This is a genomic window from Streptomyces sp. NPDC091377 (genome assembly GCF_044757045.1).
Lineage (GTDB): Bacteria > Actinomycetota > Actinomycetes > Streptomycetales > Streptomycetaceae > Streptomyces.
This window is the reverse complement of record NZ_JBIVUE010000007.1, coordinates 39,755-62,210: the sequence shown is the minus strand read 5'-3', so window position 1 is coordinate 62,210 and position 22,456 is coordinate 39,755. Positions and strand designations below refer to the sequence as shown.

The window sequence follows — 22,456 nt, the reverse complement described above, 5'->3', positions numbered from 1 at the left end:
GGCCCGCCGCCCAAGCCCCCCACCCGGGCCCGTCGGCCCGACCTGCCGACCAGGCCCCGCCAACCCCCGCCAACCCCGCCGACCCCCGCCGATCAACCCCCTCCCCTCAAGCGAGGTTGCGTTCGATCGCTGCGATGTACCGCTTGATGGAGTGGTCGCGGAGACCGTCCGAGGCCGGGGCGAAGGCGTCTGCCGTCAGCCCTCGGGCGCGGTCCGCGAGGCCGGCCACCAGTCCCGTCGACTCACGGAGCCTGCCCTTGGAGTCGATGTAGCGCAGGCTCTCGACGTGGGTGAAGACCGGCTCGGGCGGTAGCTGCGGCACGACGTCGTTGTTGTTGACGAAGCGGAACATCCGGTTCTTGAAGCCGTTGTTGTACGCCTCGGCCAGCAGCCGGTCGCAGGTACGGGGCTGGCCGTAGGTGTAGACGCCGTCCGCGTGGAGCCTCGGCTCCTCCAGATACATCCGCGCCCCGGCGAGCATCGCCAGCGCCCCGCCGAGGCTGTGGCCGGTGAACCACACCGTCTGATCACCGGTACGCAACTCGGCCAGGGTGTCCGTGAGGCTCGGGAAGATCGACTGGAGGGCTTCGGCGAACCCGTAGTGGATGTAGCCGGTCCTGCCCGGACCGGGCCACGGGGGCGTCGTGGCGTCCGAGAGCCAGTCGCGGATCTGGACCGGCTCCGTACCACGGAACGCGGTGATGATCATATGGTCGCTGGCGACGGTGTACGCCTGCGTGTCCTGCAACGGAAACGGCGGGGTGAACGACGTCCTGTGGTGGCGCACCCGGTCGAAGCCCCAGGAACGGGCCTGGTCCTCGATGAGGGACTCGTCCTTGTAGGCGAGGTCGGACGCCTGCGCCAGCCAGTAGGCCAGAGGGAGGCTGTACCCGGCGGAGGTGCCGTGGTCGATCACGGACGGAGCGGTCACGGGGTCGGTCCTTTCGACGTGCCGTTCATTCGAGCGTCCCGACCATTCGACCGTGCCGCTCGGCCGATTCCCCGCAGCACCGCCCGCCCTGACGTGCCGTTCCCTCGTGCAGGTGACGCCCGGGGCGGAAACAGGACGCCGCCGCACGGCAGCGGCCTGCGACCGCCGGGCGGCGCCGCCGACGAGCCGTCATCTCCGCATCGCCATGAACACCCCGGTCCAGAACCGCTGCTGCTCCCGCGACGCCCCCACCAGATAGGTCGCCCGCAGCTTCGGCGGGAGGTGGGACACCAGGCGGGTGACCACCGCGCGGTACTTCTTCAGCTGGGACAACTCCGCGTTGGCGAGGATCTGGTGGACCACGTCGCTGTCGTCGCCGCCCTCCTCGGACAGCTCGGCGGCCCGGCACAGCCGGTTCTCCCACGTCCGCGCGTCCCGGGCCAGTTCCCGCAGCCCCGTGACAGGACGGCCCCGCAGCCGGTCGATCAGCGCGCTCAGCGGTACCGGCGCGTACTCCCCGTCACCGAGGTAGACCGTCGCCATCTCCAGCGGCAGCCCCCGCCGATGCAGCTTGATCAGCCGCTCCATGGTGCGCTTGGTGATCCACGCCCGGCCCTCCTCGTCGATGTCGTGCTTCCACCACTCCAGCACCGTCTCCGCGTCCGAGCCGTACCGGGCGATCAGCCACTCGTTGGCCGGGATGTCCCGCGGGTCGAGGTCGAGCGAGGCCGTGAACCGGGTCGCCTGGGCGATGTTGTTGCGGGACACCAGCAGCTTGCGGCCCAGATGGTACGGCGGGTTCTGGATCGCTATCTGTGCCCGCAGGTTCTCGATCCGGCGGCCCGCCAGCGACCACTCCTGGGTGATCTCCATCAGCTTGGCGAACGCCGCCTTGTCCTTGGGCCGGTTGTACTCGTCCCACACGATCGCCTTGGGCTCCGGCCCGGTGAACGGGGCGGCCAGCAGGTTCTCCAGCGTGCCGTCCGGCGCGGGCAGCGGTGCGCACAGGTCCTCGACATGGGTCACCGGCAGCGAGAAGTACAGGGCGTCCCGGCCCAGCCCTGCCCGGACCGTCTCCCGCACCAGCTCGGTCTTGCCGCAGCCCGGCGGCCCCTGGAGCAGCACCGACCAGCGGTTGCGCAGCGCCGCCCGCACCACCTGCCGTACCGGATCGGGGACCGTCACGGGATTGGGCACCCCCAGTGCCTCGGCGATCCGGTCCAGGATCTCGGCCGTACGGTCCTGGCCGGGCCGGCCGTCGGGGCGCGGCTCGGCCAGTCGCAGCCGCTCGCCGTCCAGCAGCGGCAGGCCCCAGCGCAGCGGGAAGCCCTCCCTGGCGTTGGCCAGGACATGGTCCAGGGTGCGCGGCGAGAGCAGTTCGCGCAGCGCGGGCGGGAGCGAGGCCCACAGGGTGAACACCGGGTCCAGGTCCCACGGCCGGTACGCGGCGGCGAGATGCCGGCGCCACGAGGTGTCGTTCGCCGTGACCCGGAGGGTGACCATACGGTCCAGCAGCGCGAAGTCACCGCGCCGCGTGGAGGTCTCCGCCAGCGACTCGTTGTCCGACAGGAACACCCCGACGCAGCCCAGCGCGCGCAGATCGTGCTCGCCCAGCGTCCAGTTGCAGGCGACCTGCATCAGCTGCGCCTGGATGGTGTCGCCCGCCTGGAGCGAGTCGTCGATCAGCAGCACGAACGGCTTCCCCGGCTTCAGCGCGCTCATCACCAGCTGACGCAGGACGAGTTCACCGCTGTGCGGGTCCCGCACCGGCGCGTTGACCAGCAGATCGTCCGGGGTCAGATTGGCCGCCGGGACGTAGACCAGGGTGGTGTCCGGGTGGGCGCGGGCGAGATGCGAGAAGAACGTCGAGGTCTTCCCGATGCCGTGCTCGCCGAAGATCTGGCCCGTCTGGCCCATGTCGATCATCGCGTCGATGAACGCCTCCAGCCGGGACGGCACGGGGGCGTCGCGGGCCGGTCCCGGCCGGTCCTCCGGAAGGGGCGTGCGGCGGGTGTCCGGGGTGATCGGCCGGGGTTCCGTGGTCATGTGCGGTGTCCTGTGGTCGCGCTAGCGGGTCGGGGGGCTGATCCGGTGGCAGGCCATCGGTGGGCTGTGGCGCTCCGGCCACTCGTCGCCGTCCGCCGTGATCAGCCAGATCCACTTGTCCGGCTCGGCGGGGGTGATCGTGGGCGCGAACCCGTCCGTCAGGACGATCACGGCGTCCGGGGTGACGTCCAGCCGCCGCCCCCGGACCTCCGTACGGCCCTCCACATAGTCGGCGACGACCTGGAAGCTCGTACCCCCGCCGCCGTGGACCCGCTCACCCGGCTCGAAGGGCATCACCACGGCGTCGAACGACAGCCAGTGCGCCGCCACCCCGTCGATCCCGCCGACCAGTCCGGTGAGCCACTCGATCACCCGGTCCGGCATCGAACCCGAGGTGTCGAGCGCGATGACCAGCACCTTCTCGCGGACCGGCCCGCGCCGCGAGAGCATCGGCTCCCGACCGAGCGCGGCCAGCAGCGCGCCCCGCTTCTTCGGGTACACCAGCCGCTCGCCCTCCCGCAGCCGGGAGGCGAGCACATCGACCAGCCAGCGCTGCCACCAGTCCACCGTGCCAGTACGTGCGCTCCGCCCGCGCAGCACCCCCGCGCCGAGGGTCCCCCAGATCCGCGCCGCCCGCGAGCCGTCCCCCGTACGGTCCATCAGGTCCAGCAACTCCGCCTCGGCGCCCGGGTGCCCGCGCCGCGCCGCGAGCAGCGCGTTGAGCAGCGCCGAGCCCACCACCGCGTCGACGGTCTCCTGATCGGCGGGGACCGCCCCCTCCGTCAGCCGCGGACAGAGCCGGGACGCCGGCACCGGTGGCCGGCGCATCCGCCGCAGCTCGGAGTGGACCCGCAGATCCGTCTCGACGAACGTCCCGTACACGACCGGCTCCAGGCCCTGCGCCGTCAGGTCCGCCTCGTACGCCGTGTACACCTCGCGCGGATCCACGCCCGTGGGCCGGCCGTCCAGCAGCGGAAGCCGCGTACGCCTCAGCCGGACCAGCGCGACATGATTGATGGCGACCTCGGCGGCCACCGTGAACACCGGGTCCGCCCGCAGCCCGGGTTCGGCGAACAGATGGCGGTGCACCAGATGCCGGGCCTCGTGGAAGAGCACGAACTTCACCCCGTCCAGCCCCAGCCCGACGAAGAAGTCAGGGTTGTACAGCAGCAGACAGGTGCCGTCGCCGGAGGCGACCACGGCCGCCGTGTCCACCGCGGTCGTCGCGATCTGATGATGGCACTTCGTGTACAGCCAGGACGCCACCGCCGACTCGGTCAGCCCGAAGTCCAGCAACGCGGCCTCCTTCAGCCGCCGCGCCTCGGCGACCACCGCCGGATCCGCGGGCCGGTACCGCTCCAGCGCCCTGCGGTCGGCCAGTTCGACCACGAGGGGGCGTAGCCGCCCCCGCTCCCCGTCCCCCATGACATCCCCCGAAGCCCCGTACGTCCCCGTGCCGTGCGTCCCCGCCCCGGACCCGGCAGTTTTCCCGTGCCCTCATGGATAGCAGCCGCCACTGACATCCCGCACAGCCATGACGCTCCGACCCCAAGGGCGGGGTCGTAGCGCAGAGGCAGGCGCACGGTCTCCACAACCGAATGACGCTGGTTCGAATCCAGCCGCCCCGCCCCCCTCCGCACCACGTGTCAGGCGAGGGCACCGGAGGTGATCATCAGCTCCGGTACCGTCCCGTGAAAGGTGTCGACCACCTGCGCCAGCACCGCCCATGCCTCCTCGCGATCACCCAAGTGGTCCCGTACGAGGGGGCGGAGCGCGTCCTCGGCCTCACCCACCCGGCGCGGGAACAACTCGGCTCCGAGCGTCAGCACGCTCAGCACCTGACCCGCCGGCTCCCACCCGGTGGCGTACGACGCCGGACCCGCGAGCACCCCGGCCCGCCGCACCCGGTGCGTGAACTTGGGGTGATCGCCGAACCGCGCGCGCAGCGCGGGCGGGCAGTCGGGACGTACGGCCAGGGCCCAGCGCGTGTATCCGGGCAGCGGTCCGGCCGCATCGGCGCGGGCGGCCTCCGCCCAGTCGTCCGCGGTCAGGACCATGGACGCGGCCCGGCGCGCGGCGGCCATGGAGGTGCCCTCGGCCAGCGCGCCGGCCAGCCCGTACCGGGTGTACGCCTCCGGCACGGGCGGTTCCGACCCGCGCAGCCGGGCTTCCACGGCGACCGGTGCGGTGCGTCCGGCGCCGAACGGCACCCCGCGCGCGATGGCCCGCCGGAAGAACTCGTCCGCCCGCGGGTGCCGCCACACCAGGGTGTTCAGCTCCGGATCGTCCTCCTCCAGCACCCACAGCAGCAGGGAGACGGGTGCCGTGCCCGTGAACCACGCGGAGAGCCGGGCCCCCCGCAGCTCCGACGGGTCGTCGGACCCGGGCAGTCCTGTACGCGTCCGTACGCGCTCCGCCGTGTCCTCGTCATCGACGAGTCCCAGCAGAAAACGGACCGCCTGACGGGTCCTGATGGTGTGCAGCATGGCCGCATGATGCCCCAGGCGGGCGCAACCCGCACAGGAGTATCCCGGGGTCCGGCCGCCGTGCGGCGGGTCAGACCTTGCCGCGGGCCGCCATCCGCGCCTTGCGCGCCGCCAGCTTCTCGTCGAACCGGAGCGCCTCCGCGTCCAGCCCGCCCATGTACAGCCCCAGCTCCTCCTGAGCGGCCTGTCCGTCGGGGCCGAGGTCGTCGATCTCCAGGACCTTCAGGAACCGCAGCACCGGCTGGATCACGTCGTCGTGGTGGATGCGCAGGTTGTACACCTCGCCGATGGCCATCTGCGCGGCGGCCCGCTCGAAGCCCGGAATGCCGTGACCGGGCATCCGGAAGTTCACCACCACGTCCCGCACGGCCTGCATCGTCAGGTCGGGGGCGAGTTCGAAGGCGGCCCGGAGCAGGTTCCGGTAGAAGACCATGTGCAGGTTCTCGTCGGTCGCGATGCGCGCGAGCATACGGTCGCAGACCGGGTCCCCGGACTGGTGGCCCGTGTTGCGGTGCGAGATCCGGGTGGCCAGTTCCTGGAAGGCGACGTAGGCGACCGAGTGGAGCATCGAGTGCCGGTTGTCGGACTCGAAGCCCTCGCTCATGTGGGCCATCCGGAACTGCTCCAGCTTGTCCGGGTCCACCGCGCGCGAGGCCAGCAGATAGTCACGCATCACGATGCCGTGCCGGCCCTCTTCGGCGGTCCAGCGGTGCACCCAGGTGCCCCAGGCGCCGTCGCGGCCGAAGAGCGAGGCGATCTCGTGGTGGTAGCTGGGCAGGTTGTCCTCGGTGAGCAGGTTGACGACCAGCGCTATACGGCCGATCTCGGTGACCTTGGACTGCTCCTTCTCCCACGCCTCGCCGTCCTCGAACAGGCCCGGGAAGTTCCGGCCGTCGCTCCAGGGGACGTACTCGTGCGGCATCCAGTCCTTGGCGACCTTGAGATGCCGGTTCAGCTCCTGCTCGACCACTTCCTCCAGCGCGTACAACAGCCGGGCGTCGGTCCAGACGGAGGGGCTGCCCAGATGGGGAGGGCTGATCGTCACGAAAACTCCAGGGGGCGTCGTGCAAGGGGGACGGGCCCGGCGAGCGGTGCCGGGAACCTACGGGATCGTAGGCTACGAATCCGTAGGTTACGAAACCGTAGGTTAAGTCCGCGGTAAGGATTGCAGCTCACACGCCGTCCTGGGAACGATCAGGGCGGGCGAGGAGTCGCTCGATATCACCCGCCCGGGGACATCGGGAGGCTCGGGAGCGCAGGTCCCGGCGCTGATCCCGGCGGCGGCCCGCCGTCCCCGGCGCGGATCCGGGGGCGTCACGCGTACAGCTCGCGCAGCCGGACCGAGAGGCATGTCACACAGCCCTCCAGCTTCTCGAACTCGCTGATGTCGACCGGAACCGGTGAGTAACCGAGATCGGCGAACAGTTCCGCCGACTTCGGCGCGCTCGCCGCCATCAGCAGCCGGTCGCCGCCGAGCAGCACCACATGCGCCCCCGACTCCTCCGGCACCGGCAGCAGCCGCCCGAACAGCGACGGCGTGTCCAGCAGCGGGAGGTGCCCGACGAACGTCCCGTCGGGCAGCGCCGTGACCGCCGACTTCAGATGCAGCACCTTGCTGACCGGCACCGTCACCACCCGCGCCCCGAGCGGTTCGAAGGCGGCCCGTAGCTGCTGCACACCGGCCGCGTTGGTGCGCCCGCCACGGCCCACGTACAGCGTGTCGCCGATCTTCAGGACATCGCCGCCGTCCAGCGTGCCCGGCTCCCAGACCCAGTTCACCGAGCAGCCGACGCCCGCCACCGCCTGCTCGACGGCGGGTGTCTCGTCCCGCCGGGAGGGGGCGCCGGGGCGGGTGATCAGGGCGACGTTCTTGTAGACGACCACGGTGTCCTCCACGAACACCGCGTCCGGGCAGTCGTCGGCCGGGGCGACCTCCACGGTGTCCCAGCCGTGGGCGTGCAGCGTCGCCACGTAGGCGTCCCACTGCTCGACCGCCAGGTCGAGATCGACGTCGGCGGGCTCGACGTGCGTGACGAGCCCTTCGGCGAGTCGGGGTCCGGGACGGCGGACAAGGGCCTTCTGACGGGGCACGGGGGATCTCTCCGGGACGGTGGTGGCGGGCCGTGGCGGTGGACCCGGCGCCGGGGGTGGTACCGGTGCGCGGGTGGCCACTGGTGGGCCATCATGCAGCGCCCACCCGCACCCACAACACCCCTGCGCGAGGACCGTTCGTCCGGCCCGACCGCCGCCCGCGGCTCAGCCGACCGCCCCGCGCAGATGGTCCCCCGTGAACGAGCCGCGCGCGGTGAGCAGTTGGCGCGGGGTGCCCTCGAAGACGACCCGGCCGCCGTCCCGGCCGCCGTCCGGGCCCAGATCGACGATCCAGTCCGCGTGCGCGATCACGTCCAGGTTGTGCTCGACCACGACCACCGTGTTGCCCCCGTCCACGAGCCGGTCGAGCAGCGCGAGCAGCCGGTCGACGTCCGACATGTGCAGACCGGTCGTCGGCTCGTCCAGCACGTACACCGCGCCCGTCCGGTGCAGCCGGGTGGCCAGCTTGATGCGCTGGCGCTCGCCGCCGGAGAGCGTCGACATCGGCTGGCCGAGGGTGAGATACGTCAGCCCGACGTCCTTGAGCGCCTGGAGCCTTCGCCGCAGTCCCTGGTCCGTGAGGAAGTCCAGGGCTTGCCCGGCGGTCATGTCCAGGACGTCCGCGATGGAGTGCCCGGCCACGGTCAGCCGCAGCACCTCGTCCTTGAAGCGCCGCCCCCGGCAGTCGGGGCAGACGGTGGTGACCGGGTCCATGAAGGCGAGGTCGTTGTGGATGATCCCGCGCCCCTCGCAGGAGCGGCACGCCCCGGAGGAGTTGAAGCTGAACATCCCCACGTCGGCGCCCGTCTCGCGCGCGAAGAGCTTCCGTACCGGGTCCAGGACGCCGAGGTAGGTCGCCGGGTTGGACCGTGCCGAGATGCCGATCGCGGACTGGTCCACGACCACGGCGTCCGGGTGGGCCTCGGTGAACTGCCTGACCAGCGTCGACTTCCCGGACCCGGCGACCCCGGTCACCGCGGTCAGTACCCCGGTCGGGAACTCCACCGTCACCTCCCGCAGGTTGTGCCGGTCCGCCCCCTTCACCCACAGCCCGCCCACGGCCTCGCGCACCCGCTCCTTGACCGCCGTACGACGTCCCAGACACCGCCCGGTCGGCGTGTCGGCCTCGGCCAGTGCGCGGGGCGGGCCCTCGAACACCACCGTGCCGCCCGCCGTGCCCGCCCCGGGCCCCATGTCCACGACATGGTCGGCCAGCGCGATCACATCCGGGTCGTGCTCCACGACCAGCACCGTGTTGCCCTTGTCGCGCAGCCGCAGCAGCAGTTCCCCCAGCCGGTGCACATCGCGCGGGTGCAGCCCGACACTGGGCTCGTCGAAGATGTACGTCAGCCCGGTCAGGCTGGACCCCAGATGGCGTACGGTCTTCAGCCGCTGCCCCTCGCCGCCGGACAGCGTCGAGATCTCCCGGTCGAGGCTGAGATAGCCGAGGCCGATGGTGTCGACCCGCTCCAGCGCGCCGACGGCCGCCGCGGCGATCGGCCGGGCCACCGGGTCGTCGATCTCCTTCAGCACCTCGATCAGATCCGTGACCTGCATCCGGGCGCAGTCGGCGATGGACCGTCCGCCGATCCGCGACGCCAGCGCCGCCGCGTTCAGCCGGGCCCCCGCGCACTGCGGGCACACGCCCTCCACCAGGAACCGGCCGACCAGATCGCGGGTCCGCTGGCTCATCGCCGACATGTCCCGCTTGAGGAACAGTCGTTCGAACCGGTCGGCGAGCCCCTCGTAGCCGATGGTCCGGCTGCCGCCCGCCCCGTCCACGGAGACCTCGCTGCCCTGCCGCCCGCGCAGCAGGAACTCCCGCTCGGCCGCGCTGAACTCGCCGACCGGCCGATGCGGGTCCAGCTCCTCGCTGTTGACGTACGTCTGCCCCTGCCACGTGCCCGCGGTGAACGGCGGGAAGCGCACCGCGCCCTGCGCGAGCGACAACGCCGGGTCGAGGATGCGCTCCCAGTCGGGCTGGACCGTGCGGCCCAGCCCGTCGCAGCGCGGGCACATGCCCGACGGGTCGTTGAACGAGTACGCCGTCGCCTCCCCGGCGCTCGGGGTGCCGTGCCGGGAGAACAGCACCCGCATCACCGAGTAGATGTCCGTCATCGTGCCGACCGTCGAGCGCGAGTGCCCGCCGATCGGCCTCTGGTCGACCACGATCGCGGGGGTGAGGTCCTCCAGCGCGTCCGCCCGTGGCCGCTCGTACTTGGGCAGCCGGTTGCGCACGAACCAGGTGAACGTCTCGTTCAGCTGGCGCTGTGACTCCACCGCGATGGTGTCGAACACGACGGACGACTTCCCGGACCCCGAGACGCCGGTGAACACGGTCAGCCGGCCTTTCGGGATCCGCAGGGTGACGTCCTTGAGGTTGTTCTCCCTGGCTCCGACGATGGTGAGGTACTCGCTCGACAGGTGCATACGGGCGACGCTAGGCGTCAAACCCGACAGCCTCTGGCGTGATTTCCGAGAGTTCCCCGTCCAGCAGCAGCCAGCGGGTGATGCCGATCGACTCCAGGAACGGCAGATCGTGACTGGCCACGATCAAGGCCCCTTCATATCCCTCCAATGCTCCGGTGAGCTGCCGCACGCTCGCCATGTCCAGGTTGTTCGTCGGTTCGTCCAGCATCAGCAGCTGCGGGGCCGGCTCGGCCAGCATCAGCGCCGCCAGGGTCGCCCGGAAGCGCTCCCCGCCGGACAGTGTCCCCGCCCGCTGGTTGGCGCGCTCGCCCCGGAACAGGAAGCGGGCCAGCCGGGAGCGGATCTGCTGGTGGGTGGCGCCGGGCGCGAACCGGGCCACGTTCTGCGCGATGGTCAGCGAGCCGTCCAGCACATCCAGACGCTGCGGCAGGAACCGCAGCGGCACATGCGCCGTCACCGTGCCGGACACCGGCTCCAGCTCCCCGGCGACGGTCCGCAGCAGGGTCGTCTTGCCCGCCCCGTTGCGCCCGATCAGCGCGATCCGCTCGGGACCGTACAGATCGAACCCGCCGTCGACGCGTGCCCCGTACCGAAGCTCCAGGTCGCGCACCGACAGCACGGTCCGCCCGGCCGGGACGGCGGTGTACGGCAGATCGACGCGGATCTCGTCGTCGTCCCGTACCGCTTCCGCCGCCTCGTCCAGCCGCTCCTTGGCGCCGGCGAGCCGCTCCTCGTGCAGGATGCGGTGCTTGCCCGCGGACTCCTGCGCCGTGCGCTTGCGCAGCCCCATGACGATCTTCGGCTCGCGTTTCTGCTCGTACATCTTCTGGCCGTACCGCTTGCGGCGGGCCAGTTTGACCTGCGCGTCGACCAGTTCGCGCTTCTGCTTGCGCAGATCGGCCTCGGCGACGCGCACCATGCGCTCAGCGGCCTCCTGCTCGGCGGCGAGCGCCTCCTCGTAGGCCGAGTAGGTGCCGCCGTACCAGGTGATCTCCCCGGAGCGCAGATCGGCGATCTGGTCGACCAGGTCCAGCAGCTCCCGGTCGTGGCTGACCACGATCAGGACGCCGGTCCAGGACTGCACGGCCGTGTACAGCCGTCTGCGCGCGTACACGTCGAGGTTGTTCGTCGGCTCGTCCAGGAGCAGCACGTCCGGCCGCTCCAGCAGCAGCGCCGCCAGGCGCAGCAGCACGGACTCCCCGCCGGACACCTCACCGACGGTGCGGTCCAGCTCGACATGGCCGAGACCGAGTTCGCCGAGCGTGGCCAGGGCGCGTTCCTCGACATCCCAGTCGTCGCCGACGGTCTCGAAGTGCTCCTCGGCCACATCGCCCGCCTCGATGGCGTGCAGCGCGGCCCGCGTGCGGTCGATGCCGAGCGCCTGGTCGACGCGGAGCGCGGTGTCCAGGGTGACGTTCTGCGGGAGGTAGCCGACCTCGCCGGAGACGCGCACGGCGCCCTCGGCCGGGGTCAGTTCGCCCGCGACGAGTTTCAACAGGGTCGACTTCCCCGAACCGTTGACGCCGACGAGCCCGGTGCGGCCCGGGCCGAACGACGCGTCCAGGCCCTCGAAGACGGACGTGCCGTCGGGCCAGGCATAGGTGAGGGAGGTGAGAGTGAGAGAGGTAGACATAGGGCCTCGCGGTTGCTCGGTGCGAAAGGGGCAGCAACGCGTATCGAGACACGGCGTACGGCGACCGGAGCGGTGGGCCGGGAGTCCTGGGCGCATGAAAAAGCCCTGCTCCGCTGAGAACGGCTCGAACACCGAGGTCGCACGCAGCACCGGCACCCATCAGGTGCGGTGTGGTGTCTCAGGACCTCAGACGAGCAACGTCCTTCTCCAATCGGCGGCAACAGGACTTCTACACCGTACGGGGCAGTGCTGGGGCTGTCAACGGATATGACGGGCGACGGATATGACGGGCGACAGATATGACGGGCGACGGATATGAACGGGCGACGGATATGACGGGCGGCCCCGGTCAGCGTGCGTCGCGCAGCAGCTCCGCGAGATCGCGGTCCAGGTCGCCGCGGAGCCGGTCCAGGCCCTCCGTGACCAGACCGTCCGTCGCCTCCAGGAAACGGCGTACGTCCGCCGAGTGGACATGGACCACGGCGGTGCCCTCCACGGCGTGGAACTCCAGCACCGTCCGGTCGAACCCGTACGGCCGCACCCGCACGTCGCCCTGGCCTTCCGGACCGTGCAGCCCCGCCGCGAGCAGTTCGCGCGCGAAGGTCCAGCACACCTCCACACCCTCCAGCGTGGCCTGGGCGGGGAAGGCCATCCGTACCGCGAACGGATCATTGCGGTCGTACCGCAGCGTCGCCGGGATCTGCGGCATACGGGGCGCGGCGGCGACGAGGCGGGCCTCCACGGGCTGCTCGATGACAGTGCTCATGGCGTTGCTCCCTCGGTGACGGCGGAGCGGGCCCGTGATCGGGCTGCGGCATGCTCCGGGACGGATGGGACCGGTCACCGGAGAAGACGAGAATCCGGGCCGGAAAGTGCATCGAAATCCGCAGTGACCTCTGTCACCGTGTCCCACGATCGGGGCGAACCATGCCACGGCCGCCCAGGACGACCCACGACCCGCCCCGGACGGTAACGGGGCGCTCTGGACGGTACCGGGGCGGTCTGGACGGCATCGGGGCGGTCGGCTAGCTTGCCCGGCCATGAGGCCCAAGGGGAGTACGCGACGCACGGTACGGGTGGCACGCACGGGGCGGCCGGGGGAGCCGACGGCTCGCGCGACGGCCGCGCGGCGGGCGGTGGCCGTGGCGACGGCGTGGACGGCGGCGCTGGCCGCCCTCGCGACCGTACCCGCCCCCGCCCAGGCACAGACCCAGCAACGGGAACAGGCACAGGCGCAGACACCGGCACAGGCGCAGGCACAGACGCAGACGCAGGGCCGGGACGGCGGCGCCCCGCACTGGGAGTCCAAGGACACCGGCACCCCCGACGTCCGCTACCGGGGACTGGCCGCCGTCAGCCGCGGGACCGCCTGGGTGGCCGGCACCGGAGGCACCGTGCTGCGCACCACCGACGGCGGCTCCACCTGGCGGGACGTCTCCCCGCCGGACACCACCGACCTCCAGTTCCGGGACATCGAGGCGTTCGACGCCCGCCGCGCCGTGGTCCTGGCCATCGGCGAGGGCGAGGCATCGCGCGTGTACCGCACCGACGACGGCGGAGCGACCTGGACGGAGTCCTTCCGCAACACCGACGCGCGCGCCTTCTACGACTGTCTCGCCTTCTTCGACTCCCGCAACGGACTCGCGATGAGCGACCCGGTGGACGGAAAGTTCCGCATCCTGTCCACCCGCGACGGCGGACGCTCCTGGAAGGTGCTGCCCGACACCGGGATGCCGCCCGCGCAGCAGGGCGAGGCCGGGTTCGCAGCGAGCGGGCAGTGCCTGGTCACCGCCGGTTCGCGGGACGTGTGGATGGCGACCGGCGGTGCCGCGCGCGCCCGGGTGCTGCACTCCGCCGACCGCGGCCTCACCTGGACCGCCACCGACAGCCCCCTCCCGGCGGGCGACCCCGCGCGCGGAGTCTTCGCCCTCGCCTTCCGCGACCGTACGCACGGCCTGGCCGTCGGCGGCGACTACCGCCCCGACCAGGCGTCCCCCCGGGCGGGCGCCCGCACCACCGACGCGGGCCGCACCTGGCGCCCCGCGGCCACACCCCCGCCCGCCTACCGCTCCGGCGTCGCCTGGCTCCCGTACAGCCGCACCACGGCCCTGGCCGTCGGACCCACCGGCACCGACCTCACCACCGACGCGGGCCGCACCTGGCGCACCGTCGACCAGGGCTCGTACGACACCGTCGACTGCACCCTCGACCTGGGCTGCTGGGCGGCGGGCGAGAAGGGCCGGGTGGCCCGCCTGGAACGCTGAGCCGGACCGGACGGCTTCGAGGGCCCGGCCCGCGAAGCCCCCGCCACCGCGCGGCCGGACACAGCGTGCACGGGCAGGCGGCCCTCCGCCTCGCGAGGCACGGCACCGGAACACCGCGCGTGCCCCCACGCCCGGGGGCGGTGGGGGAGTGCGTGCCGCCCCCGCGACGCCGGGATGATCCGAACGAGAGGCCCTGGCTAGGCTCGACCCACCATGACGACCGTAGACATTCCGGCGGGCTGGCCCGCCACCGAGGAGCAGGCCCGCGCGGTACAGGACGAACTGCGCGCGCGGGTGGTGCTGGACCAGCCCGGGCCGCCGCCGGGATCGGGCCGGGTCACCGGGGTCGACGTCGCCTACGACGACGAGCGCGACCTCGTCGCCGCGGCGGCCGTCGTGCTCGACGCGGCGAGCCTCGACGTGGTCGCCGAGGCCACCGCCGTGGGCCGGATCTCCTTCCCCTACGTCCCCGGCCTGCTGGCCTTCCGTGAGATCCCCACCGTCCTCGCCGCCCTCGCGGCACTGCCCGTCCCGCCCGGTCTGATCGTGTGCGACGGCTACGGTCTGGCCCACCCGCGCCGCTTCGGCCTCGCCAGCCACCTCGGGGTGCTCACCGGCCTGCCGACCATCGGCGTGGCGAAGAACCCGTTCACCTTCACCTACGACATGCCGGGCACCCCGCGCGGCGCGTCCGCCCCGCTCATGGCCGGTACCGAGGAGGTCGGGCGGGCGCTGCGCACCCGCGCCGGGGTCAAGCCGGTGTACGTCTCCGTGGGCCACCGCGTGAGCCTGGACACCGCGTGCGCCCACACCCTCGCGCTCACCCCCGCCTACCGCCTGCCCGAGACCACCCGCAGGGCGGACGCGCTGTGCCGCGAGGCGCTTCAGGAGGCGCTCGGGGAGGCGCCGGGGGAGTCGGTCACCCGCCACGCACCGACCTCGCGGTACTCCGAGTCGTAGATCTCGCTCGCGTCGCCCGGCCGCACGGCGTAGTGGTGGATGTTCCCGCCCCAGTACCGCAGGATCCGGCCCAGCTCACCGGCCGGGTCCCGGGCCATCGCCCCGTCGTCGTCCACAGTCACCTCAAGGACGAACTTCACGTCGTCCACCGCCTTTCCGATCCGGTGTCCCCCACTCCCTTCAAGTGTTTCATTGAAGTCCTTGTGGGGACTTCGGCGGCCGATCGGCCCGGGAATACGGGGTGGGGCGGGCGTTCGTCGTCCCGAAGTCTCAAATCGGGGGACAGGGGGGAGCGGCGGTTGGGGGAGCGGCGGACCTGGGGGACCGCGTGACGTCGACCGAGTACGCCGACCCAGTGCGCCGACTGAGCACGTCGACCGAGTACGTCGACCGAGTACCTCGTCTGAGTACCTCGTCTGAGTACGTCGTCTGAGTATCCGTACGGATGTCCGAACCCCGTCCCGCCCGACACGCTGGACACATGACGACGCACCGCGCTCCCGAGCCCCTGTCCGACCCCGGCCGTCCCGTCGAGCGGGCGGTGCTGGTCGGGCTCGTCCTGGCCGTGGTGGCGGCGGTGGGATGGATCGCCGGGATGATCTACACGCTCATCGAATGGCCCCTGTGAGGGCCCTCGGTCAGCGGGTGGCCGCCACGCGGAACCTGAGCCCCGCGTGGCGGAGCCGTTCGGTGAGGGCGTCACCCATGGCGACCGCCGTGGTGACCTGTCCCGCGGTGTCCGGCAGATCGTCGAGGGCCAGCGCCAGCGCGGCCTCGCCGAACATCGCCGCCGTCGCCCCGTACCCCGGATCACCGCCCGTGACCTCGGTGAACACCCGGCGTCCCGCCCCCTCGCCGACGAACCGCAGGGAGAACCAGCTCCGCTCCCGCTTCTCGGCGCTCGGCCCCTCACCCGGCGGGTAGCGGTCCGAGAGCCGTCGCCGGACGGCCGGCACCTGCGCGGCGGCGGCTAGCGCGCCGACGGCCACGACTCCGCCCACGGCGATCGGGAGCCGTCGTACGGCGGCGTACTGGCGGTAGCGGAAGTCCGGCCCGTAGCGCTCCAGCGCGCGGGCCGACCGGCACACGATCCACGGGTCGACGGTGGGCAGCGGAACCGCCCACGCGCCCACCTCCCCGACGAACCGGGGCGCCGACGCCGGCGCCGCCACCCGACGCCCCACCAGACGTGGCTCGTACCGCCTGCGGTCCCGCGCGGCGGCGACCAGGTGCCGCACCCGCGCGAACTGGCCGAGCGCGGAGGCGAAGGTGCCGCCGGAGAACATGCCGCCGGCGCTGACGAACACGTCCACGGTCAGCGGCACCCCCTCCGGCAGGTGCCGCACCGTGAAGGAGGTGCCCAGGTCGTACGGCACCGACTCGAACCCGGCCGCGTGCACCAGCCGGGCGCCGGTCTCCCGCGCGCGTGCCTCGTGCCGGACATACATCAGATCCACGAACTCGGGCTCGCCGCACAGATCGACGTAATCCGTGCCCAGATCGGCGCAGGCGGCCACGAGCCGCTCGCCGTGCACCTGGTACGGGCCGGTCGCCGTCGCCACCACACGCGCCTGACCGGCGAGCGCGCGCATCGCGTCCGGATCGTGCGCGTCGGCCGGGAGCACCCCGATCGCGTCGCCGCCGGGCAACCGGTCGCACAGGGCGCGCAGCCGCTGCTCGCTGCGCCCGGCGACCGCCCAGCGCAGCCCCTTCGGGGCGCGTGCGGCGAGGTGCTCCGCCGTCAGCGTGCCGACGAAGCCGGTGGCCCCGAACAGTACGACGTCGTAGGCACGGTCCGTCGTGTCCAGCCTGGTCATGCCACTCCCCGGGTCCCGTGGTCCGAGCCGATGTCAGTGCCCGAGGCTAGCGTGGTGGGTGCGGGTCGTACGGCGAGTGGGAGGTTTTGATGGCGGTGGCCCGAGTCGCTCTGGACAAGTGGCACCAGGCGCGCGCGTTCGCCCTCGCGCTGCCCGGTGCCGTCGAGGAGTTCCCGTGGGGGGAGTCCGTCGCCAAGGTCGACAAGAAGGTCTTCGTCTTCCTCGGCGTCGAGGACGGCAGCTTTCCGCTGCGCCTGACGGTCAAGCTGACGGACGACACCACGCACGCCCACGCCCTCACCGCCCCCGGCGCCGAGCCCGCCGGCTACGGCCTGGGCAGAGCCGGCTGGGTCTACGTCCCCCTGGAGCCGGCGGGCGCCCCGGCCGCGGGGCTGCTCCGCGACTGGGTGGAGGAGAGCTACCGGGCCGTCGCCGCGAAGAGACGCGTCGCGGAGTTGGACCGCCGCTGACGGTGGCCGACAATGGACTAAGCGCTTGCTCGTCGAGGGCTTGTGCCGACTGGAACGTGTTCTTAGCATCACTGGTGTTACAGCGGTTGTGTCATGGCGAAGGGGACCCGCATGGCCCGCATGGCAGGAACGGGGACGGTCGGCACCGGGCCGCTCGCCGGGGTGCGGGTGGTGGAACTGGCCGGGATCGGCCCCGGGCCGTTCGCCGGGATGCTCCTGGCCGATCTCGGCGCCGACGTGGTCCGCGTGGACCGCCCCGGCGGGCAGGGGCTCGCCGTCGACCCGGCGTACGACGTCACCAACCGCGGCAAACGCTCGGTCCTGGTCGATCTGAAGGCCCCGGACGGACCGGCCCGCGTCCTCGACCTCGTCGCCCGCGCGGACGTCCTCGTGGAGGGCTTCCGGCCCGGTGTCGCCGAGCGGCTCGGCGTCGGCCCCGACGAGTGCCACGCCCGCAACCCCGCGCTGGTCTACGGCCGGATGACCGGCTGGGGCCAGGACGGCCCCCTCGCCCGGCGCGCCGGCCATGACATCGCCTATCTCGCCCTCACCGGCACCCTCGGCATGATCGGCGACCCGGACCGGCCCCCGCCCGCCCCCGCCAACCTCCTCGGCGACTACGCCGGGGGCTCGCTCTACCTCGTCGTCGGGGTCCTCGCCGCCCTCCACCACGCCCGCGCCACCGGCACCGGGCAGATCGTGGACGCGGCCATCGTGGACGGCGCCGCCCATCTCGCCTCGATGATCCACGGCATGCTCGCGGCCGGCGGCTGGCAGGACCGCCGCGGCGCCAACCTCCTCGACGGCGGCTGCCCGTACTACGGCACCTACGAGACCGCCGACGGCGGTCACATGGCCGTCGGCGCGCTGGAACAGAAGTTCTACGACGAATTCCTGCGGATCCTCGGCATCGCCGACCGGGCGCCCGCGCGCGAGGACCTCGCCCGCTGGGCCGAGCTGCGCACCCTGGTCGCCGAGCGCTTCAGGACCCGTACGCGCGACGAGTGGGCGACCGCCTTCGAGGGCACGGACGCCTGTGTCGCCCCCGTCCTGACGCTGCGTGAGGCGCCCCGGCATCCGCATCTCGCCGCCCGCGGCACCTTCACCGAGCACGCCGGCATCACCCAGCCGGCGCCCGCGCCCCGCTTCTCCGCCACCCCGGCCGCCCTGCGCGGCGGCCCCGCCCGGCCCGGCGCGGACACCGCCGAGGTCACCCGCGACTGGGACCTGCCAGGACCGGCCCGCGACGGGGACATACCCGGACCGGCCCGCGACACCCCGGGGCCGGGACGCGCAGCGAAGGGCGACTGACCGTGCCCCCCGCCGCAGCCGTCGTACCCGCCGCAGCCGTCGTACCCGACGCCGCAGCCGTACCTGCCGCAGTCGTCGTACGCGACGCGCCCGCAACCGACGTATCCGCCGCGTCCGCAGTCACCGCTCCCGCAGCCGCCGTGCCCGACGCCCCCTCCGCCGACCCGCGACCACCCTCACACCCCCGAAAGGCCACCCCGTGAGCACCGAAGCGTATGTGTACGACGCGATCCGCACCCCGCGCGGGCGCGGCAAGGCGAACGGCGCCCTGCACGGCACCAAGCCCATCGACCTGGTGACCGGACTCATCCACGAACTGCGCGCCCGCTTCCCCGGACTGGACCCGGCGACGATCGACGACATCGTGCTCGGCGTGGTCGGCCCCGTCGGCGACCAGGGCTCCGACATCGCGCGCATCGCGGCCGTCGCGGCGGGCCTGCCCGACACCGTGGCCGGGGTCCAGGAGAACCGCTTCTGTGCCTCCGGCCTGGAAGCCGTCAACATGGCCGCCGCCAAGATCCGTTCCGGCTGGGAGGACCTGGTCCTCGCGGGCGGCGTCGAGTCGATGTCGCGGGTGCCGATGGCCTCGGACGGCGGCGCCTGGTTCAACGACCCGATGACCAACCTCGCCGTGAACTTCGTGCCCCAGGGCATCGGCGCCGACCTGATCGCCACCATCGAGGGCTTCTCCCGGCGCGACGTGGACGAGTACGCGGCACTGTCCCAGGAGCGCGCGGCCACCGCCTGGAAGGAGGGCCGCTTCGCCCGCTCCGTCGTCCCGGTCAAGGACCGCGCCGGGCTGATCGTCCTCGACCACGACGAGCATCCGCGGCCCGGCACCACCGCCGACTCCCTCGCCCGGCTGAAGCCGTCCTTCGCGGACATCGGCGACCTCGGCGGCTTCGACGCCGTGGCGCTCCAGAAGTACCACTGGGTCGAGAAGATCGACCACGTCCACCACGCGGGCAACTCCTCCGGCATCGTGGACGGCGCCGCGCTCGTCGCGATCGGCTCCAAGGAGGCGGGGGAGCGCAACGGCCTCACCCCGCGCGCGCGGATCGTCTCCGCCGCCGTCTCCGGCTCCGAGCCGACCATCATGCTCACCGGGCCCGCCCCCGCCACCCGCAAGGCCCTCGCCAAGGCCGGTCTGACCATGGACGACATCGACCTGGTCGAGATCAACGAGGCGTTCGCGGCCGTCGTCCTGCGCTTCGCCAAGGACATGGGCATCGGCCTGGACAAGGTCAATGTCAACGGCGGTGCCATCGCCCTCGGCCACCCGCTCGGCGCCACCGGCGCGATGATCCTCGGCACCCTCGTGGACGAACTGGAGCGCCAGGACAAGCGCTACGGCCTCGCCACCCTGTGCGTGGGCGGCGGTATGGGCATCGCCACCGTCGTCGAACGCGTCTGACGTCCCCAGCGGCGGACACCCACCGACCACCCCCCGACCCGGAGACACCCATGACCACGAGCACCACCATCCGCTGGGAACAGGACGACACCGGCGTCGTCACCCTCGTCCTGGACGACCCCGACCAGTCCGCCAACACCATGAACCAGGCGTTCCGCGACTCGCTCGCCGCGGTCACCGACCGGCTGGAGGCCGAGCGCGACTCCGTCCGCGGAATCGTCTTCACCTCCGCCAAGAAGACCTTCTTCGCCGGAGGCGACCTGCGCGACCTGATCCGCGTCACCCCCGACACCGCCCAGCAGCTCTTCGACGGCGGTATGGCGATCAAGCGTCAGCTGCGCCGCATCGAGACCCTCGGCAAGCCGGTCGTCGCCGCCCTCAACGGCGCCGCCCTGGGCGGCGGTTACGAGATCGCCCTCGCCTGCCACCACCGGGTCGCCCTCGACGCGCCCGGCTCGAAGATCGGCTGTCCCGAGGTCACTCTCGGCCTGCTCCCCGGAGGCGGCGGCGTCGTCCGCACCGTCCGGCTGCTCGGCATCACCGACGCCCTGCTGAAGGTGCTGCTCCAGGGCACCCAGTACAACCCCCGGCGCGCCCTGGAGAACGGCCTGGTCCACGAGGTGGCCGACACCCGCGAGGAGATGCTCGCCAAGGCCCGCGCCTACATCGACGCCCACCCCGAGTCGCAGCAGCCGTGGGACCGCCCCGGTTACCGCATCCCGGGCGGCACCCCGGCGCACCCGAAGTTCGCCGCCAACCTGCCCGCCTTCCCGGCCACCCTGCGCAAGCAGACCAACGGCGCCCCCTACCCGGCCCCGCGCGCGATCCTCGCCGCGGCCGTGGAAGGCGCCCAGGTCGACTTCGAGACCGCGCAGGTCGTCGAGGCCCGCTATTTCGTCGAGCTGGCCGCGGGACAGACGTCGAAGAACATGATCCAGGCGTTCTTCTTCGACCTCCAGGCCGTGAACTCCGGCGCCAACCGCCCGCAGGGTGTCGAGCGCCGCCAGGTCCGCAGGGTCGCGGTGCTCGGCGCCGGGATGATGGGCGCCGGCATCGCCTACGCGTGCGCCCGCGCGGGCATCGACGTCGTACTCAAGGATGTGTCGCCCGAGGCCGCCGCCCGGGGCAAGGGCTACTCCGAGAAACTGTGCGCCAAGGCCGTCGCCCGGGGCCGCACCACCCAGGAGAAGGCCGACGCGCTGCTCGCCCGCATCACCCCCACCTCCGAGGCCGCCGACCTCGCGGGCTGTGACGCCGTCATCGAGGCCGTGTTCGAGGACACCGCCCTCAAGCACAAGGTGTTCCAGGAGATCCAGGACGTCGTCGCGCCGGACGCGCTGCTGTGCTCCAACACCTCCACCCTGCCCATCACCGCCCTCGCCGAGGGCGTGGAACGCCAGGGCGACTTCATCGGGCTGCACTTCTTCTCGCCCGTCGACAAGATGCCCCTGGTCGAGATCATCAAGGGCGAGCGCACCGGGGACGAGACCCTCGCGCGCGCCTTCGACCTGGTCCGGCAGATCAACAAGACGCCGATCGTCGTCAACGACTCACGCGGCTTCTTCACCTCCCGGGTGATCGGCCACTTCATCAACGAGGGCGTCGCCATGGTCGGCGAGGGCATCGAGCCCGCGTCGATCGAACAGGCCGCCGCCCAGGCGGGCTACCCGGCGAAGGTGCTCTCCCTCATGGACGAGCTGACCCTCACCCTCCCGCGCAAGATCCGCAAGGAGACCCGGCAGGCCGTCGAGGAGGCTGGCGGCACCTGGACTCCGCACCCCGCCGAGGCCGTCATCGACCGCATGGTGGACGAGTTCGGCCGCACCGGCCGCAGCGGCGGCGCCGGGTTCTACGACTACGGCGACGACGGCAAGCGCGCCGGGCTCTGGCCCGGGCTCCGTGAGCACTTTACCCGTGAAGGCGCCGGGATCCCGTTCGAGGACATGCAGGAACGCATGCTGTTCGCCGAGGCGCTGGACACCGTGCGCCTGCTGGAAGAGGGCGTCCTGACCTCCGTCGCGGACGCCAACATCGGCTCGATCCTCGGCATCGGCTTCCCCGGCTGGACCGGCGGCGTCCTCCAGTACATCAACGGCTACGACGGCGGCCTCCCCGGCTTCGTCGCCCGCGCCCGCGCACTCGCCGACCGCTACGGCACCCGCTTCGACCCGCCCGCGCTGCTGGTCACCAAGGCGGAGAGGGGCGAGACCTTCACGGACACCCACTGACCCCCAGGTGCCCCCGCCTCCCGCGACCACGGCCCGACAGCGCGGCGGGGGCACCACGGACGACCACGTCGGCGGGGGCACCACGGACGACCACGCGGCGGGGAGACCGGGCGGCGATGAACGCCGACCCGGCGGCACACGGCGTGCCGGAAACGGCCCGCGAGGCCCCATCAGCCCTCACGCCGCCGACGCCCGGAGGCCCCCTCACGCCGCCGACGCCCGGACGCGCCCTGTGACTGCCGGGTGGTGTGCCGGCCTCCGCCACCAGATGCCGGGCGACCGCCACCGGGGTCCGGGTCCGCGGTCACCGGGCCCGGGTGCCTGTGATGAGGCGCGAGGCCGGCGCTCCCCTCACCGCCTGAAGGGCCCGACCGC

18 protein-coding genes and 1 tRNA gene are annotated in these 22,456 nt (G+C 72.4%); 8 read left to right on the top strand and 11 right to left on the bottom strand.

The window, feature by feature from the left end; all coding sequences use genetic code 11:
- Nucleotides 1-106: 106 nt before the first annotated feature.
- From ACIQNG_RS17250 to ACIQNG_RS17240, 3 genes are all read right to left on the bottom strand, one after another.
- Nucleotides 107-931, bottom strand: a complete 825-nt coding sequence (locus ACIQNG_RS17250; RefSeq protein WP_401424630.1) for a lipase family protein — start codon at nt 929-931, stop codon at nt 107-109.
- Between the two features lie 189 nt (nt 932-1,120).
- The gene (locus ACIQNG_RS17245; RefSeq protein ID WP_401485790.1) at nt 1,121-2,977 is read right to left on the bottom strand and encodes an AAA family ATPase; all 1,857 of its coding nucleotides are present in this window, start codon (nt 2,975-2,977) and stop codon (nt 1,121-1,123) included.
- Between the two features lie 21 nt (nt 2,978-2,998).
- Complete coding sequence (locus ACIQNG_RS17240) at nt 2,999-4,402, bottom strand: hypothetical protein (protein ID WP_401485788.1); 1,404 nt, start codon at nt 4,400-4,402, stop codon at nt 2,999-3,001.
- Between the two features lie 129 nt (nt 4,403-4,531).
- Here ACIQNG_RS17240 and ACIQNG_RS17235 point away from each other — a divergent pair.
- Nucleotides 4,532-4,606: transfer RNA gene (locus ACIQNG_RS17235), tRNA-Trp, on the top strand.
- 17 nt (nt 4,607-4,623) lie between these two features.
- Here ACIQNG_RS17235 and ACIQNG_RS17230 read toward each other — a convergent pair.
- The 6 genes from ACIQNG_RS17230 to ACIQNG_RS17205 all read right to left on the bottom strand — a co-directional run bounded on the left by ACIQNG_RS17230 (nt 4,624) and on the right by ACIQNG_RS17205 (nt 12,383).
- Nucleotides 4,624-5,463 (bottom strand): hypothetical protein, encoded by an 840-nt coding sequence (locus ACIQNG_RS17230; protein ID WP_401485786.1) that lies wholly within the window; start codon nt 5,461-5,463, stop codon nt 4,624-4,626.
- A 70-nt stretch (nt 5,464-5,533) separates the two neighbouring features.
- Nucleotides 5,534-6,508: an acyl-ACP desaturase gene (locus tag ACIQNG_RS17225; protein WP_401424626.1), complete on the bottom strand. Its 975-nt coding sequence runs from the start codon at nt 6,506-6,508 to the stop codon at nt 5,534-5,536.
- 269 nt (nt 6,509-6,777) lie between these two features.
- On the bottom strand, nt 6,778-7,554 hold the full coding sequence (gene ddaH / locus ACIQNG_RS17220; RefSeq protein ID WP_401485784.1) for a dimethylargininase: 777 nt from the start codon (nt 7,552-7,554) through the stop codon (nt 6,778-6,780).
- A gap of 165 nt (nt 7,555-7,719) precedes the next feature.
- A complete protein-coding gene (locus ACIQNG_RS17215) occupies nt 7,720-9,984 on the bottom strand; it encodes an ATP-binding cassette domain-containing protein (RefSeq protein ID WP_401485782.1) in 2,265 nt (754 codons plus the stop codon).
- Nucleotides 9,985-9,994: 10 nt separating this feature from the next.
- Entirely contained in the window at nt 9,995-11,617 is a 1,623-nt protein-coding gene (locus ACIQNG_RS17210; RefSeq protein WP_401485780.1) for an ABC-F family ATP-binding cassette domain-containing protein, read from the bottom strand.
- A 349-nt stretch (nt 11,618-11,966) separates the two neighbouring features.
- On the bottom strand, nt 11,967-12,383 hold the full coding sequence (locus ACIQNG_RS17205) for an SsgA family sporulation/cell division regulator (protein WP_401424622.1): 417 nt from the start codon (nt 12,381-12,383) through the stop codon (nt 11,967-11,969).
- A 370-nt stretch (nt 12,384-12,753) separates the two neighbouring features.
- On the opposite strand from ACIQNG_RS17205, the gene ACIQNG_RS17200 reads away from it, so the two are divergent.
- Nucleotides 12,754-13,881, top strand: a complete 1,128-nt coding sequence (locus ACIQNG_RS17200; RefSeq protein WP_401486299.1) for a WD40/YVTN/BNR-like repeat-containing protein — start codon at nt 12,754-12,756, stop codon at nt 13,879-13,881.
- Between the two features lie 213 nt (nt 13,882-14,094).
- On the top strand, nt 14,095-14,841 hold the full coding sequence (locus ACIQNG_RS17195; protein ID WP_401485776.1) for an endonuclease V: 747 nt from the start codon (nt 14,095-14,097) through the stop codon (nt 14,839-14,841).
- Here the strand turns inward: ACIQNG_RS17195 and ACIQNG_RS17190 are convergent.
- Nucleotides 14,766-14,981: a hypothetical protein gene (locus tag ACIQNG_RS17190; RefSeq protein ID WP_401486296.1), complete on the bottom strand. Its 216-nt coding sequence runs from the start codon at nt 14,979-14,981 to the stop codon at nt 14,766-14,768. The two genes, ACIQNG_RS17195 and ACIQNG_RS17190, sit on opposite strands and share 76 nt — an antisense overlap.
- Before the next feature lie 341 nt (nt 14,982-15,322).
- Here ACIQNG_RS17190 and mmpA point away from each other — a divergent pair, with 341 nt between their 5' ends.
- On the top strand, nt 15,323-15,469 hold the full coding sequence (mmpA, locus tag ACIQNG_RS17185; protein ID WP_401485774.1) for a morphogenic membrane protein MmpA: 147 nt from the start codon (nt 15,323-15,325) through the stop codon (nt 15,467-15,469).
- 10 nt (nt 15,470-15,479) lie between these two features.
- Here mmpA and ACIQNG_RS17180 read toward each other — a convergent pair whose 3' ends face one another.
- A complete protein-coding gene (locus ACIQNG_RS17180) occupies nt 15,480-16,658 on the bottom strand; it encodes a saccharopine dehydrogenase family protein (RefSeq protein ID WP_401485772.1) in 1,179 nt (392 codons plus the stop codon).
- An 89-nt stretch (nt 16,659-16,747) separates the two neighbouring features.
- Here ACIQNG_RS17180 and ACIQNG_RS17175 point away from each other — a divergent pair, with 89 nt between their 5' ends.
- The 4 genes from ACIQNG_RS17175 to ACIQNG_RS17160 all read left to right on the top strand — a co-directional run bounded on the left by ACIQNG_RS17175 (nt 16,748) and on the right by ACIQNG_RS17160 (nt 22,081).
- Entirely contained in the window at nt 16,748-17,128 is a 381-nt protein-coding gene (locus ACIQNG_RS17175; RefSeq protein ID WP_401424617.1) for an MmcQ/YjbR family DNA-binding protein, read from the top strand.
- 120 nt (nt 17,129-17,248) lie between these two features.
- Nucleotides 17,249-18,439, top strand: a complete 1,191-nt coding sequence (locus ACIQNG_RS17170) for a CaiB/BaiF CoA transferase family protein (protein ID WP_401486294.1) — start codon at nt 17,249-17,251, stop codon at nt 18,437-18,439.
- 199 nt (nt 18,440-18,638) lie between these two features.
- Nucleotides 18,639-19,853: an acetyl-CoA C-acetyltransferase gene (locus tag ACIQNG_RS17165; RefSeq protein ID WP_401424616.1), complete on the top strand. Its 1,215-nt coding sequence runs from the start codon at nt 18,639-18,641 to the stop codon at nt 19,851-19,853.
- 50 nt (nt 19,854-19,903) lie between these two features.
- Nucleotides 19,904-22,081, top strand: coding sequence for a 3-hydroxyacyl-CoA dehydrogenase NAD-binding domain-containing protein (locus ACIQNG_RS17160; RefSeq protein ID WP_401485770.1), 2,178 nt, complete (start codon nt 19,904-19,906; stop codon nt 22,079-22,081).
- Nucleotides 22,082-22,456: the final 375 nt, after the last annotated feature.

Bases quoted from the DNA above. Each gene is read 5' to 3' on its own strand.
- ACIQNG_RS17245 (WP_401485790.1), bottom strand. From the start codon at position 2,977: ATGACCACGGAACCCCGGCCGATCACCCCGGACACCCGCCGCACGCCC.
- ACIQNG_RS17240 (WP_401485788.1), bottom strand. From the start codon at position 4,402: ATGGGGGACGGGGAGCGGGGGCGGCTACGCCCCCTCGTGGTCGAACTG.
- ACIQNG_RS17230 (WP_401485786.1), bottom strand. From the start codon at position 5,463: ATGCTGCACACCATCAGGACCCGTCAGGCGGTCCGTTTTCTGCTGGGA.
- ACIQNG_RS17215 (WP_401485782.1), bottom strand. From the start codon at position 9,984: ATGCACCTGTCGAGCGAGTACCTCACCATCGTCGGAGCCAGGGAGAAC.
- ACIQNG_RS17210 (WP_401485780.1), bottom strand. From the start codon at position 11,617: ATGTCTACCTCTCTCACTCTCACCTCCCTCACCTATGCCTGGCCCGAC.
- ACIQNG_RS17205 (WP_401424622.1), bottom strand. From the start codon at position 12,383: ATGAGCACTGTCATCGAGCAGCCCGTGGAGGCCCGCCTCGTCGCCGCC.
- ACIQNG_RS17195 (WP_401485776.1), top strand. From the start codon at position 14,095: ATGACGACCGTAGACATTCCGGCGGGCTGGCCCGCCACCGAGGAGCAG.
- mmpA (WP_401485774.1), top strand. From the start codon at position 15,323: ATGACGACGCACCGCGCTCCCGAGCCCCTGTCCGACCCCGGCCGTCCC.
- ACIQNG_RS17180 (WP_401485772.1), bottom strand. From the start codon at position 16,658: ATGACCAGGCTGGACACGACGGACCGTGCCTACGACGTCGTACTGTTC.
- ACIQNG_RS17175 (WP_401424617.1), top strand. From the start codon at position 16,748: ATGGCGGTGGCCCGAGTCGCTCTGGACAAGTGGCACCAGGCGCGCGCG.
- ACIQNG_RS17170 (WP_401486294.1), top strand. From the start codon at position 17,249: ATGGCAGGAACGGGGACGGTCGGCACCGGGCCGCTCGCCGGGGTGCGG.
- ACIQNG_RS17160 (WP_401485770.1), top strand. From the start codon at position 19,904: ATGACCACGAGCACCACCATCCGCTGGGAACAGGACGACACCGGCGTC.